General features: G+C 57.8%; 8 protein-coding genes and 6 tRNA genes. 4 read left to right on the forward strand and 10 right to left on the reverse strand.

Annotated elements, in window-relative coordinates; all coding sequences use genetic code 11:
* The first annotated feature begins 118 nt into the window (after window positions 1-118).
* A complete protein-coding gene (locus A7P95_RS07585; protein ID WP_067593497.1) occupies window positions 119-1,303 on the forward strand; it encodes a sugar transporter in 1,185 nt (394 codons plus the stop codon).
* A 178-nt stretch (window positions 1,304-1,481) separates the two neighbouring features.
* Here the strand turns inward: A7P95_RS07585 and A7P95_RS07590 are convergent.
* From A7P95_RS07590 to recB, 6 genes are all read right to left on the reverse strand, one after another.
* A tRNA-Leu gene (locus tag A7P95_RS07590) sits at window positions 1,482-1,571 on the reverse strand.
* A 130-nt stretch (window positions 1,572-1,701) separates the two neighbouring features.
* Window positions 1,702-1,775 (reverse strand) — tRNA-Cys (locus A7P95_RS07595).
* 43 nt (window positions 1,776-1,818) lie between these two features.
* Window positions 1,819-1,894 (reverse strand) — tRNA-Gly (locus tag A7P95_RS07600).
* 26 nt (window positions 1,895-1,920) lie between these two features.
* A tRNA-Gly gene (locus A7P95_RS07605) sits at window positions 1,921-1,996 on the reverse strand.
* Between the two features lie 24 nt (window positions 1,997-2,020).
* A tRNA-Gly gene (locus A7P95_RS07610) sits at window positions 2,021-2,096 on the reverse strand.
* Window positions 2,097-2,249: 153 nt separating this feature from the next.
* Entirely contained in the window at window positions 2,250-5,924 is a 3,675-nt protein-coding gene (recB, locus tag A7P95_RS07615; protein ID WP_067593500.1) for an exodeoxyribonuclease V subunit beta, read from the reverse strand.
* A 550-nt stretch (window positions 5,925-6,474) separates the two neighbouring features.
* On the opposite strand from recB, the gene pflB reads away from it, so the two are divergent.
* On the forward strand, window positions 6,475-8,760 hold the full coding sequence (gene pflB, locus A7P95_RS07620) for a formate C-acetyltransferase (RefSeq protein WP_067593503.1): 2,286 nt from the start codon (window positions 6,475-6,477) through the stop codon (window positions 8,758-8,760).
* A gap of 59 nt (window positions 8,761-8,819) precedes the next feature.
* Here pflB and A7P95_RS11705 read toward each other — a convergent pair whose 3' ends face one another.
* Complete coding sequence (locus tag A7P95_RS11705; RefSeq protein ID WP_156503550.1) at window positions 8,820-9,008, reverse strand: hypothetical protein; 189 nt, start codon at window positions 9,006-9,008, stop codon at window positions 8,820-8,822.
* On the opposite strand from A7P95_RS11705, the gene pflA reads away from it, so the two are divergent.
* Window positions 8,998-9,807, forward strand: coding sequence for a pyruvate formate lyase 1-activating protein (pflA, locus tag A7P95_RS07625; RefSeq protein WP_156503551.1), 810 nt, complete (start codon window positions 8,998-9,000; stop codon window positions 9,805-9,807). The two genes, A7P95_RS11705 and pflA, sit on opposite strands and share 11 nt — an antisense overlap.
* Window positions 9,808-10,089: 282 nt before the next feature.
* Window positions 10,090-10,209, forward strand: coding sequence for a DUF4261 domain-containing protein (locus A7P95_RS12040; RefSeq protein WP_218916366.1), 120 nt, complete (start codon window positions 10,090-10,092; stop codon window positions 10,207-10,209).
* 94 nt (window positions 10,210-10,303) lie between these two features.
* Here A7P95_RS12040 and A7P95_RS07630 read toward each other — a convergent pair whose 3' ends face one another.
* From A7P95_RS07630 to rpoD, 3 genes are all read right to left on the reverse strand, one after another.
* Window positions 10,304-10,951 carry a cation diffusion facilitator family transporter gene (locus A7P95_RS07630; protein WP_067593509.1) on the reverse strand — a complete coding sequence of 216 codons (648 nt, stop codon included), beginning with the start codon at window positions 10,949-10,951 and terminating at the stop codon, window positions 10,304-10,306.
* A gap of 384 nt (window positions 10,952-11,335) precedes the next feature.
* Window positions 11,336-11,411: transfer RNA gene (locus A7P95_RS07635), tRNA-Ile, on the reverse strand.
* 49 nt (window positions 11,412-11,460) lie between these two features.
* Window positions 11,461-13,410 (reverse strand): RNA polymerase sigma factor RpoD, encoded by a 1,950-nt coding sequence (gene rpoD, locus A7P95_RS07640; protein WP_067593513.1) that lies wholly within the window; start codon window positions 13,408-13,410, stop codon window positions 11,461-11,463.
* Window positions 13,411-13,412 lie beyond the last annotated feature (2 nt).

Below are 13,412 nucleotides of genomic sequence, written 5' to 3' on the forward strand. Positions count from 1 at the left end.
CCATTCCGCGGTATTCCGTTTTTCAGGTAGCCTCAAATGTTGTTGCCAAGCTGCTGCCCGTCTGTACGCCATAAGGCTACCTGAAAACGCAACCAGATATTTTCACAAACGATTTATTATGTTCAAACAGCATCCCCACGCCCACATCCTGCTGGCCTATTTGCGCGTGTTTGCGCTTTCGGTAGCGGCTTTTGTGGTGTGCACCACCGAGTTTATCCCCATCGCCCTGCTTACCGACATCGGGCGCGGTTTTGATATGCCGGCGGCGGATACGGGCATCATGATTACGGTGTATGCCTGGGTGGTGTCGCTCGCCTCGTTGCCGCTGATGCTGCTGGTGGCGCGGCTGGAGCGCAGGCGGCTGCTGTTGGCGCTGTTTGCGGTGTTTGTGGCGGGGCATGCGCTCTCGGCGCTGGCGTGGAGTTTTCCCGTGCTGCTGGCGTCGCGCGTGCTGATTGCGCTCACCCATGCGCTGTTTTGGGCGATGACGGCTTCGCTGGTGATGCGGATGGCGCCGATTGGGTGCCGGCAGCAGGCTTTGGGCTGGCTGTCGCTGGGCACTTCCATGGCCACGGTGCTGGGTTTGCCGCTGGGGCGGCTGGTGGGGCAGTGGCTGGGCTGGCGGGCAACCTTTGCGTTGATCGGCGTGTTGGCTTTGGGTGTGATGGTGTTGCTGGCGAAAATCCTGCCAATCTTGGAAAGCCGCAACGCGGGTTCGCTCTCCAGCCTGCCGCTGCTGGCAAAACGCCCGCGCCTGCTGGGGATGTATGCGATGGCGGTGCTGGCGGTGAGCGCGCATTTCACGGCGTATAGCTATATCGAGCCTTATGCGCTGGAGGTAACGCATATGCCGCCGGATACGGCCACGATGGTGCTGCTGGTGTTTGGCCTGTCGGGCATGGTGGCGAGCTGGCTGTTTGCGCGTTTCTACCCGAAACACCCGCAGCCCACGCTGCTGCTGGCGGCTTTGCTGCTGGTGGTGTCGCTGCTGCTTCTGCGGCCTTTGGGCGGCAGCGAGGCGGCGATGTTTGCGCTGGCGCCGGCGTGGGGTATCGGCATTGCGGTGCTGAGCCTGTGTATGACTGCGTATGTGATGCGCTATGCGCGGGATGCGGCGGATGTGGCCAATGCGATTTATTCGGGCAGCTACAATATCGGCATCGGCGGCGGGGCACTTTTGGGCGGGATGGTGATGCGACATTGGGGGCTGGGCGCGCTGGGCTGGGTGGGCGCAGGCTTGGCCGCAGCGGCGCTGGCGGTGTTTGCTTGGACGCAGATGGGGTTTGCGGAAGAGAAAAGTTGAATGAGCGCAGGGCTGATGGGAGGCTACCTGAAAAACGCACGGGAATCCGTGCTTTTTTCATGGGGTAAAATGTAGAAATGTAGAACAAACCCTAAAATGTAGAACAAAACCGATGCCGAAAATGCAGCAAACCCGCTCGAAGCAGAGCGGGGTTTTATATTGGAAACAATCAGTTTTGTGGTGCCCGAGACCGGAATCGAACCGGTACACCCGTATTAGGGGCGACGGATTTTAAGTCCGTTGTGTCTACCAATTCCACCACTCGGGCCGGGCTGCGGCATAGCAGGCTCGGAGATTGGAGGCGGGGGCGCGGATTTTAACCGGCCTATACGGAGGTTGCACCCCCCGCAGCATGAACACTCTGCCACCCCGCCGTGATGATTGATGATGCGGTATTTTGGAGGCGGGAGTCGGAATCGAACCGGCGTACACGGCTTTGCAGGCCGCTGCATAACCACTTTGCTATCCCGCCAAATTAGCTTTTGGCCGACTGAATCGGCCAAATCGCTAAAACTTGGAGCGGGAAACGAGTCTCGAACTCGCGACCTCAACCTTGGCAAGGTTGCGCTCTACCAACTGAGCTATTCCCGCATTACACCCGAACCGAAAGTGGATAATGGAGCGGGAAACGAGTCTCGAACTCGCGACCTCAACCTTGGCAAGGTTGCGCTCTACCAACTGAGCTATTCCCGCTTGGGATTCGGATGATGTGAAACTTGGAGCGGGAAACGAGTCTCGAACTCGCGACCTCAACCTTGGCAAGGTTGCGCTCTACCAACTGAGCTATTCCCGCGTGGCGTGTTTTCCGGCTGCCGCCGTACTCACGAAAGCGGCATATTATAGGGAATTTTGGTCAATAGTCAATATCCGGCGGCAAAGACTTTCTTGGCGTTTGTTATTTATGCGGATTTTGCAACGCTTCGCCGGGCTGTTTTCCGCATTCGGCTTATTGCAGCCATTCCTGCAAGGCCGAAACAGGGATATCCCAGCACCAAATGCCTTCCTGCCCGAGCGGGTTGAGGCCGCGCACAAACAGGTAGCGCACGTGGATGGCTTCGGGCAGGGCGTGGCGCTGTTTCAGATAGCGTGCGGCGGCAACGGCGTAAATCAGGGCTTGCAGGTAGTAGTGGTGTTCGCTCACGGCGGCGCTCATGGCGGCTTGGCCGTAGTCGGCGAGGCGGTTGCCCAGGTGGTTGGTTTTATAGTCGATTACGCACACGCGGCCTTGTGCGTCGGCGGCGAGCAGGTCGATGAAGCCGTTGAGGAAGCCGTTTACGGTGTGGAAATCGAGCTGGGGCAGGTGGGCGGCGGCGTTTTCAGGTAGCCTGATGTCGGTTCGGGCAAACCAGCGGCGCAGTCGGGCGAGCCCGAAATCTTGCATGTGCAGCACAAAGCCCATTTCTGCCAAACGGTTGTCGGCGGGGATGCTGGCCAGGCGCATTTCGCCGAGCAACGGGGCTTGGCGCACGGCTTCTGTCATTTCCAACATGGCGGGCATGGCTTGCTCGGCGTCGTAACCGTGTTGGGCGAGGATGGCGGCGTAGGTTTCGCTTTGCGCGGCAGGGGCTTGGGTGAACTCGGTTTGCTCAAGGATGCTGTGCAGGCAGATGCCGGGGCCGGTGCCGCGCGGGAAGGCGAGTAGGGCGGTTTCGGCTTCGGCTTCGGCAGGCGGGGGCTCAGTTGCCTGCTGCGGGCTACCTGAAAAAGGGCGGCCTACGCTTTGATCGTTTTTGCTGTGCGGAAGCTCGTTGCTTTGGTTTTCAGGTAGCCTTTCGGGCTCGGTGCTTTCGTCGGCGAGGAATTTTTCAGGTAGCCATTCTTCGGTGGCGTGGGTGTGGCGGCTGAGGCCGGTGAAGCTGGTGTGGCGGACGGATTGCAGGGGGCGTTCGGGCAGCTCAAGGGCGCGGTAGCTGCCTTGCTGTGCGTCGCGGGCGCGGTAGTGAGCTTCGGGTGGCTCGTCTTCCAGCCATTGCAGCCAGCCGGGCGGGGCGCTTTGGATGCGGTGTTGCCAGGCTTGGCGCAGGGCGTCGATACGGGCTTGGCCCGCCAGGTTTTTCCAGTGGCTGCGGACGGCGTGGCAGTCGCCTATGGCAGGGTCGGCGAGGAGGTAGGCGAAGGTGTTTTCGGGGGTGTTGTTGCAGGGGGCGGCGTAGATAACGAGCTGTTCGCGGGCGCGGGTGAGGGCGACATATAGGATGCGCAGGTTCTCGCCGAGATCTTCGGCGAAGAGTTGCTGCTTGGCGGTATCGTCCAGTTGCGCTTCGGCGAGCAGTTGGCTGCGGCCGTTGTCTTGGCGGATGATGTTCCAGTCTTTAATCAATTTTTTATCGCTGGCATCCCATACGAAGGGGCAGAATACCAGCGGGTATTCCAGGCCTTTGGCGGCGTGCATGGTAACGATTTTGACCAGGTGTTCGTCGCTTTCCAGCCGCAGCTGGTGCTCTTGATTGTTGGTGTTGTCGGCGATTTGTGCGGCCAGCCATTGGGTGAGGGCGGCGGGGGAGCTTTGTTCGGCGGCGGCAAGGGCGAGGGCTTCGGCCAGCTGCCAGAAATTGGTGAAGCTGCGTTCGTTGCGGGTGGAGAGCAGGTGGGCTTCGAGGCCGCTTTGGCGGGCGAACCGGGTGAGGGCGGCGTAGATGCCGTGGCGCTGCCAGACTTCGGCGGCTTCGGCGGCGCGGTTTATCCACTCGGCCAGCTGCTGCTCGCTGGCGTTGAGTGCGGCTAAGTCGTGGGCGGTGCGGCTGTAGAGTACGCCGCCGAGCACGAAGCGGAGGTGTTCGGTGTGCTGCGGGGTGAGCCAGAACAGGAGCAGGGCGTGCAGGGCCTCGGCTTCGGGCGTGCCGAACACGGATTGCTGCTGCAACAGCACGCTGCGCACGCCGCGGCGTTTGAGCGCGCGCGATACCATTTCCCCTTGGCTATGCTTGCGCACCAATACGGCGATTTGGCCGGGATGCAGCGGTTTGTGTTCCCCGCTGTCTTTGTCTTCAATCAAGAGGCTACCTGAAAATGCTTGGTTCAGCTTGGCGGCGATTTCGCGGGCGCAATAATCGGCGGAGAGCTCGTATAGGTGGTCTTTGTTGGGCAGATTGCCGTTTTCGGCGGGGTTGAGCCAGCGCACGGTGATGGCGGCTTCGGGCGGCGGTTGCAGCAGGCTGTTTTCTCGTTTGGCCTGCACGTTTGGATAGGCAATCTGCGGCAGCACGAAGGGCTGCGGGCGGGGGGCAAACAGGTGGCCGATGCCGTTTACCAGGCGGCTGTGGCTGCGGTAGTTGGTGGCGAGGGTGTAGCTTTGTTCGGGGGCGGTGTGGGCTGCGGCGGCGAGGTAGGCGTGGATGTCGGCGCCGCGGAAGCCGTAGATGGCCTGCTTGGGGTCGCCCACGAGGAAGACGGGCACACCTTGGCGGATGAAGGCGGTGTGGAAGATGGCGTATTGCAGGGGGGCGGTGTCTTGGAATTCGTCGATGAGGGCGACGCGCCATTTGGCGGCGAGGGCTTGGGCGAGGGCGGCGGCCTGCTCGGGGCGCTCGGGGTTGGTGAGCGCGGCGTGGACGTCGAGCAGCAGGTCGTCGTAGTCGCGGCGGGTGCTGCGGCGTTTGTCTTCCTGCAAACGGGTTTTCAGGTAGCCTAGGCATTCGAGCTTGAGGCGGATGGCAGCTTGTTGTTTGGCAGGATCGAGTTTGCTCAGGCAGCGGCCGAGTTCGGCCAAGGGTTGGAGGGCGGCGATATCGGCGTCATCAAGGCAGCAGTTTTTTTTGAGTTTGCCGCGCAGGGCATCTGCCTCAAATAGAGACAATTTTTTCGGTTCGGAGAGGACGGCCTTGGGTAGGGCTTCTTGGGCGGCGTGTTGGAGTTCGGCAAACAGGGTGTCGATGGAGTCGTTGAAAGTTTTGCCGTTGAGCTGGGGCTTGGCGCGGCGGTACACGGTTTCGATGTCGCTCAGGTGTTGCTGCACTTGCTGCCACGCTGTGTCGTATTCGGCCAAAAGTTGCGGCAATTCGTTTTCAGGTAGCCTGTAATCCAGAAAGGGGCGTTTGAGGCTACCTGAAAATTCGGCGAGCACACTGGCGGGGGTGATGCCGAATTCGGCGGCAATGCGGGCGTTTTGCGGATGGTCGGCCACGTGTTCGCGCCAGAAATCTTGGGTGGCCACTAGGCGGGCGGCGGGGTCGGCGGGGCCGGTTTCCAGCTCGAAGGGGACGCCGCACAAAAAGGCGTAGTCGCCGAGCACGCGCAGGCAGAAGCCGTGGATGGTGTAGATGGCGGCGGTGTCGAAGCCGGAGAGGGCGGCTTGCAGCTGGAGGATGAGCTGGCTGCGTTCCTGCTTGGTCAGGGCTTCGGCGAGCAGGTTTTGCAGGAATTCGTCGGTGCTGGGCGTGTCACTTTGCAGAGCGGCCAGCGCTTCGCCTAGGCGGGCGCGCAGGCGGTTTTTCAGCTCGGCGGTGGCGGCTTCGGTGAAGGTGACCACGAGGATGTTTTCCGGCGCCCAGCCTTCGAGCACCACCAGCCGGGTGAAGAGGGCGGCGATGTTGTAGGTTTTGCCTGTGCCGGCGGAGGCTTCGATGAGATAGGTACCCTGCAGCGGCAGGGGCAGTTGCGCAACTTGGAAATCCTGCACCATGGTGTTGTCCTGTGTTTGGCAATTTCAGGTAGCCTGTGTTCGGCATATCGGCGATATTGTACGGGCTGGGCGGCTGCCTGTCTTGCCGCAGTGGGCAAGAGGCTACCTGAAAAAGTTTTGGCTTTGCCAATGTTATGTTTTTATGCCAAGAATTTTAAGCATGGGCAATACTGTGCCGCTGCCGAAAAATATGCGGCGGCAAGGTTGAAAAAGCAGAAAATGCCGCCAGATCTATATCATTGATTATATTGCCATAAAACTTGGTAGACTATTAATATCAACACTTGGAAAGGCGGCGTGAATTTGAGATAATATATCTGATATTCAAGGAGATAGTTTTATTGAGCTAAGTCATAAAAAGCTTATAAAATGCCCTTATCCAGTGCATTGATAATAAAGAGAAGTTTTTTCATGGTTTGATTTAGGTTAAGCTTTGCGCGAATACTTTAGAGTTTCGCGCCCAAGGAGGCACAGACAATGCTATGCTTCCACTGTTTTGAGATTTAATTTTTTCGCGTTGTTTCTTTACTAACTATCAGGAGGTTCAATTATGGCTACAACAGCATCAGAACGCCCGGCCGCATGGGAAGGTTTTGTCGGCGGCAACTGGGAAAACCACATTGATGTGCGTGATTTCATCCAGAAAAACTACACGCCCTATGAAGGCGACGGCAGCTTCTTGGCGCCGGCCACCGAAGCCACTACTAAGCTGTGGGCAGAAGTGATGGAAGGCATCAAGGTTGAAAACAAAACCCACGCCCCCTACAAAATCGACGCCCAAGTGGTGTCTGGCATCACCAGCCACGGCCCCGGCTACATCGACAAAGATTTGGAAACCATCGTTGGCCTGCAAACCGACGAGCCGTTGAAACGCTCCATCATGCCCTTCGGCGGCCTGAAGATGGTGAAAGATTCCTGCAAGATTTACGGTGTTGAGCTCAATCCCGAAGTGGAAGAAATCTTCACCAAATACCGCAAAACCCACAACCAGGGCGTGTTCGACGTATACACTCCCGACATCCGCCGTTGCCGCAAATCAGGCGTGCTCACCGGCCTGCCGGATGCCTACGGCCGCGGCCGCATCATCGGCGACTACCGCCGCGTGGCCCTGTACGGTATCGATCGCTTAATGGAAGACAAAACCGAGCAATATAATTCTTTGCAGCCCGATTTGGAAGCCGGCAAAAACTTGGAAAGTGTCCTTCGCCTGCGCGAAGAAATCAACGAGCAGCACATTGCGCTGAAACAGATGAAAGAAATGGCCGCTTCCTACGGCTACGACATCTCCGGCCCGGCCAAAAACGCGCAAGAAGCCATCCAATGGACTTACTTCGCTTACCTCGCCGCCGTGAAATCGCAAAACGGCGCCGCCATGAGCTTCGGCCGCGTGTCTTCCTTCTTGGATATCTACATCGAACGCGACCTGAAAAACGGCGTGATCACTGAAACCCAGGCTCAGGAATTCATTGACCACTTGGTAATGAAACTGCGTATGGTTCGTTTCCTGCGTACCCCCGAATACGACCAGCTCTTCTCCGGCGACCCGATTTGGGCCACCGAATCCATTGGCGGCATGGGCTTGGACGGCCGCACGCTGGTAACCCGCACCAACTTCCGCGTGCTGCACACCCTGTACAACATGGGCCCGTCTCCCGAGCCGAACATCACCGTATTGTGGTCTGAAAAACTGCCGCAGGGCTTCAAAGAATTCTGCGCCAAAGTGTCTATTGATACTTCGTCTATCCAATACGAAAACGACGACCTGATGCGCCCGGACTTCAACAGCGATGACTACGCTATCGCCTGCTGCGTGAGCCCGATGGTAGTGGGCAAACACATGCAGTTCTTCGGTGCGCGCGCCAACTTGGCCAAAACCCTGCTGTACGCAATCAACGGCGGTGTGGACGAAAAATCCAAAGACCAAGTCGGCCCGAAAACCGAGCCGATTAAAGACGAAGTGCTCGACTACGATACCGTGTTCGAACGCATGGATAAATTCATGGATTGGCTCGCCACCCAGTATGTGACCGCGCTGAACTGCATCCACTACATGCACGACAAATACAGCTACGAAGCCGCCCTGATGGCGCTGCACGACCGCGACGTGCGCCGCACCATGGCCTGCGGGATTGCCGGTCTGTCTGTGGCTGCTGACTCCCTGTCTGCCATCAAATACGCCAAAGTGAAACCGATCCGCGACGAAAACGGCATTGCCGTAGACTTCGAAATCGAAGGCGAATACCCGCAGTTCGGTAACAACGACGATCGCGTAGACAGCATCGCCTGCGACCTGGTAGAGCGTTTCATGAAGAAAGTGGCCACCCACCCGACCTACCGCAACGCCATCCCAACCCAGTCTGTGTTGACTATTACGTCCAACGTGGTGTACGGCAAGAAAACCGGTAACACCCCCGACGGTCGCCGCGCCGGCGCTCCGTTCGGCCCGGGTGCCAACCCGATGCACGGCCGCGATGTGAACGGCGCTGTGGCTTCGCTCACTTCCGTAGCTAAACTGCCGTTTGAGTTTGCCAAAGACGGTATTTCCTACACCTTCTCCATTATCCCCGGCGCGCTGGGCAAAGACGAAGCCTCCCGCGAACGCAACCTGGCCGGTATGATGGACGGCTACTTCCACCACGAAGCCGGCGAAATCGAAGGCGGTCAACACCTGAACGTGAACGTGCTCAATCGCGAAATGCTGTTGGAAGCCATGGATCATCCGGAAAAATATCCGCAGCTCACTATCCGCGTGTCTGGCTATGCTGTGCGTTTCAACTCGCTCACCCGCGAGCAGCAGCAAGACGTGGTAACCCGCACTTTCACCAGCCACATGTAATCTGATGGCAAACGTGTTGCAGTGAAGAAAGAAAGTGCCGGAACAAGCTTCCGGCACTTTTATTTTCCCCGCGCGATATTTTTCAGGTAGCCTTCTGGTTTTTCAGGCAGTCCGCCCATAAATTCACTATAATCGCAGCCCGCCTTATTCTGGTTTTCAGGTAGCCTTCCGGCAGGTTTAGAGGCTACCTGAAAAATAAGAGCACACCCATTCCAACCACCTAAACCACCCAACATCATGTCCACCATCCCCATCCAGCCCGTTTCCGCCGACGCCAACGACGAAGTCAATCCCAAGCTCTACAACGGCATCGGCTACGTGCACTCCATCGAAACCGGCGGCGCCGTAGACGGCCCCGGCATCCGCTTCGTCCTCTTCATGCAAGGCTGCCTCATGCGCTGCCTCTACTGCCACAACCGCGACACCTGGGACAGGCACACCGACAAAGAACAAAAGCTTACCGTGCCCGAGGTGATGAAGAAAGTCCTTTCCTATCAACACTATTTCCGCGCCACCGGCGGCGGCGTAACCGCCACCGGCGGCGAGCCCCTGCTGCAATACCCCTTCGTCCGTGACTGGTTCGTTGCCTGCCGCAAGCACGACATCCACACCTGCCTCGATACCAACGGCTACGTCCTGCACTACGACCACATCCTTGAAGACCTGCTCGACCACACTAATCTTGTGATGCTCGATTTAAAACAAATCGATCCCGACATCCACAAAGTGCTGGTTGGCATCCCCAACACCAAAACCCTGCGCTTTGCCAAATATCTGGCCGAACGCAACCAGCCCACCCGCGTGCGCTACGTCGTTGTGCCCGGCTACACCGACGACGAACGCTCTGCCCACCTGCTCGGCGAATTCATCGCCGACATGGGCAATGTGGACACCGTGGAAATCCTGCCCTACCACGAGCTCGGCGCCTACAAATGGGAGCTCTGCGGCGACGAATACAAGCTCAAAGGCGTGCATCCCCCGCCCAAAGAAACCGTGCTGAAAATTAAAGAAATTTTAGAAGGCTACGGCAAACAAATCATCCTGTAAGCTGCCGTATCGCCAGCAAAAGGCTACCTGAAAAATATTTCAGGTAGCCTTTTTGCCGCCATCCCCCTTATATTGCCGCCCATCCTTTCCCCTCACTCGGAGAACCCCATGCGCCACGCCCAAGGTTTTGTCCTGCTGCAAGAAAACCAATTCGACCACGCCCGCTTCCTCCACACCCTGCAACACGAATAGGGCATCCGCCCCGACGCCGGCGAAGAACCCAGCCTGGAAGAAGGCATCCTCAGCTTCTAAGTAAACGGCCTCTTCTGTTCCGCTGCCCTCATGCCCGACCCGCTGCCCGACGGCGAAACCATCGGCTTCTCCGCCGAAGAAAAACTCGCCATGAGCCGCTCCCCCGCCGTGGCCGGCATTGCCGAAGAAACCCTGAAAATCGCCTATTGATTCAGCCGGTTCAACACCAAAGGCTACCTGAAAAAGCATAGCCCATTTTTTTCAGGTAGCCTTTACTGCCGATGGCTGCGCCATTGCCCGGCCGCTACGCCCCCAACTCCCGCCAAGCCTGCCGCACCACGCCCAAGCCGCTTTTCAGCACCAGCAGCGACAGCAACACGCTGGCCACGGCATCCACCCACTGCCAGCCCAGCAGCCAGGCCGCCAGCCCGGACACAATCGCCACCACCGAGCCGAACAAGTCAGCCAAAACATGCAGATAGGCGGCTTTCACATTCAGGTTGGCATGGTCGCCCTTCATCATCAGCCAAGCCACGAAAAGATTCACCAGCAGGCCGGTGCACGCCACCGCCAGCATCGGCAGCGCCAACATTTCGGCGGGTGCCGCCCAGCGTTCGGCCGCTTCCCGCAAAATCATCGCCGCCACCAGCACCAAAGATGCGCCGTTAGCCAGCGCCAGCCATTTTTGCCGCCGCGCAGAGAGAAACAGCGCCAGCAAGGCGAGCAGCAGCGACAGGCTGTCATTGGCCATATGGCCGGCGTCGGCCATCAGCGCCAAGCTGTTGAAATACCAGCCGCCAAGGAATTCCACCACCATATAGCCGGTGATAACGGCAAAACTGAGCGCGAGGATTTGGCGGTTTTGCGGGATGTGGCTGTGCGCGTGGTCGTGGGCATGGTCGTGGGCATGGTCGTGGTGATGGCTGTGGCCGGGCAATGGCTTGTTTGGCATAACGATTCTCTCCCTGTTTGGCCAAAGGCTACCTGAAAAAGTGGGGCGATGGCAATGCTGCTTTGCGTTTTATCGTGGGGAAACTTGCTTTGTGTGTTCGAGCCTAGCAGAAAAATTTAGCTGCACGGAAACGCCGCGGTATTTTCAGGCAGCCTCTGGTTAAGGCTACCTGAAAAGTTAGTGCGCTTTAGTTGTTTTCAGGTAGCCTGGGTTGCTGCGAAATTTATTCCGTGGGGTGGGTGGTGTAAAACAAAACCAGCCGCAATCGCTGGAGATTGCGGCTGGTTTGTGTTGGTTAGTCCAAAGTTTTGCCGAAGTCCAAAACCAGCAAAACGCGGACAAGCAGTTGAAACAACTTAACTGACTGAAAAACCAAATTAAATCTGGTGGGTCTGGCTGGTCTCGAACCAGCGACCAAAGGATTATGAGTCCTCTGCTCTAACCCCTGAGCTACAGACCCGGCTAGAAAGGGCGGCATTGTACCGATAAGCCGCTTGCCTAGCAAGGGATTACTGCTTGTTTTCCTCGCTATCCAGGAAGCTGCGCAGGCGGTCGCTGCGGGTGGGGTGGCGCAGCTTGCGCAGGGCTTTGGCTTCGATTTGGCGGATGCGTTCGCGGGTAACGTCGAACTGTTTGCCCACTTCTTCCAGCGTGTGGTCGGTGTTCATGTCGATGCCGAAGCGCATGCGCAATACTTTGGCTTCGCGCGGGGTGAGGCTTTCCAGCACGTCTTTGGTGGCCTCGCGCAGGCTGGAATACATGGCGGCATCGGCAGGGGCAACGTTGTTCACGTCTTCGATGAAGTCGCCCAAGTGGCTGTCGTCATCGTCGCCGATGGGGGTTTCCATGGAAATCGGCTCTTTGGCAATTTTCATGATTTTGCGGATTTTGTCTTCCGGCATTTCCATCAGCTCGGCGAGCTTGGCGGCATCCGGGTCTTCGCCGGTTTCTTGCAGATACTGGCGGGAGATGCGGTTCATTTTGTTGATGGTTTCAATCATGTGAACCGGGATGCGGATGGTACGCGCCTGGTCGGCAATCGAGCGGGTGATGGCTTGGCGGATCCACCAGGTGGCATAAGTGGAGAATTTGTAGCCGCGCCGGTATTCGAATTTGTCCACCGCTTTCATCAGGCCGATGTTGCCTTCCTGAATCAAATCGAGGAATTGCAGGCCGCGGTTGGTGTATTTCTTGGCAATGGAAATCACCAGGCGCAGGTTGGCCTGAATCATTTCCTGCTTGGCGGCGGCGGTTTCTTTCTCGTTGGCCACCATGTTTTTGCTGATTTCTTTCAGCTCGGCAATCGAGATTTGCGCGTGTTTTTCCTGCTCGATCAGGATGTTTTGCTTCTCGATGATGGCGTATTGGAAACGGCTCAGGGCTTCGCTCCACACGCGGTTTTTGCCGATTTCGGTTTCTATCCAGCCCAGATCGGTGATGTTGGGTAGGAAGTTTTCGATGAAATAATCGCGATCCATGTGCACGCGGTTGAGGCAGATGTCGCGGATTTCGCGTTCCAGGCGGCGGATGTTGTCTACGCGGGTGCGCAGATTGTCGCTCAGGGTTTCGATTTGGCGGGTGGTGAAGCGCACGTTCAATAGTTGGTCGGCAATGGAGTTGCGCAATTCCAGGTATGAGGCGTGCTGGCTGTGGTGTTTGTTGAGCGCGGCCACCATTTTTTTGTAGGTGGCCTGGATGCCTTCGAAGTGCGACAACACTTTTTGTTTGAGCTCTTCCAGATTGGCGGCGGATACGGCGCCGGCATCTTCTTCTTCGGTGTCTTCTTCGTCTTCGGAATCTTCTTCGCTATTGTCTTCTTCCAAATCGGTATCGGGGCTGGATTCTTCGGATTTGTCCACACCGATGCCCAGCTCGTCGAGCAGCTCTTCGTGCGGGTCGATGATGTCTTCCACCACTTCGTTCACTCGGATTTCGTCGTTGCGCACCTGCTCGATGAGGGCGAGGATTTCGGCCACGGAGCCGGGGCAGGCGGAAATGGCCTGAATCATGTTGCGCAGGGCGGTTTCGATTTTTTTGGCGATGACGATTTCGTCTTCGCGCGTGAGCAAATCCACTTGGCCCATTTCGCGCATATACATGCGCACCGGGTCGGTGGTGCGGCCGAATTCGGAATCAGCGCTGGAAAGGGCGGCTTCGGCTTCGGCCACGGCGTCGTCGTCGGTCATGTTGGCCGTGTTGTCTGCCATCAGCAGGGTTTCGCTGTCGGGCGTTTCTTCGGTTACCTGAATACCCAGGCCGGAAATCATATTGACGATATTGTCGATCTGCTCGGCATCCGACATATCGTCGGGCAGGGCATCGTTGATTTCGGCATAGGTGATGTAGCCGCGCTCTTTGCCTTGCAGAATCAGCTGTCTGAGCCGCGCCCGCTGCTCTTCGGGAGTCAGCGGGCGGTTGCCTTCTTGTTCTTCGGTGGCGGGATTGTTCTGTTCGGACATGT

It is taken from the genome of Eikenella longinqua (assembly GCF_001648355.1).
Taxonomy (GTDB): domain Bacteria; phylum Pseudomonadota; class Gammaproteobacteria; order Burkholderiales; family Neisseriaceae; genus Eikenella; species Eikenella longinqua.

Coding starts and splice junctions, on each gene's coding strand:
- pflA (WP_156503551.1), top strand. CDS start 8,998: ATGTCCACCATCCCCATCCAGCCCGTTTCCGCCGACGCCAACGACGAA.
- A7P95_RS12040 (WP_218916366.1), top strand. CDS start 10,090: ATGCCCGACCCGCTGCCCGACGGCGAAACCATCGGCTTCTCCGCCGAA.
- pflB (WP_067593503.1), top strand. CDS start 6,475: ATGGCTACAACAGCATCAGAACGCCCGGCCGCATGGGAAGGTTTTGTC.
- A7P95_RS11705 (WP_156503550.1), bottom strand. CDS start 9,008: ATGGTGGACATGATGTTGGGTGGTTTAGGTGGTTGGAATGGGTGTGCT.
- rpoD (WP_067593513.1), bottom strand. CDS start 13,410: ATGTCCGAACAGAACAATCCCGCCACCGAAGAACAAGAAGGCAACCGC.
- A7P95_RS07630 (WP_067593509.1), bottom strand. CDS start 10,951: ATGCCAAACAAGCCATTGCCCGGCCACAGCCATCACCACGACCATGCC.
- A7P95_RS07585 (WP_067593497.1), top strand. CDS start 119: ATGTTCAAACAGCATCCCCACGCCCACATCCTGCTGGCCTATTTGCGC.
- recB (WP_067593500.1), bottom strand. CDS start 5,924: ATGGTGCAGGATTTCCAAGTTGCGCAACTGCCCCTGCCGCTGCAGGGT.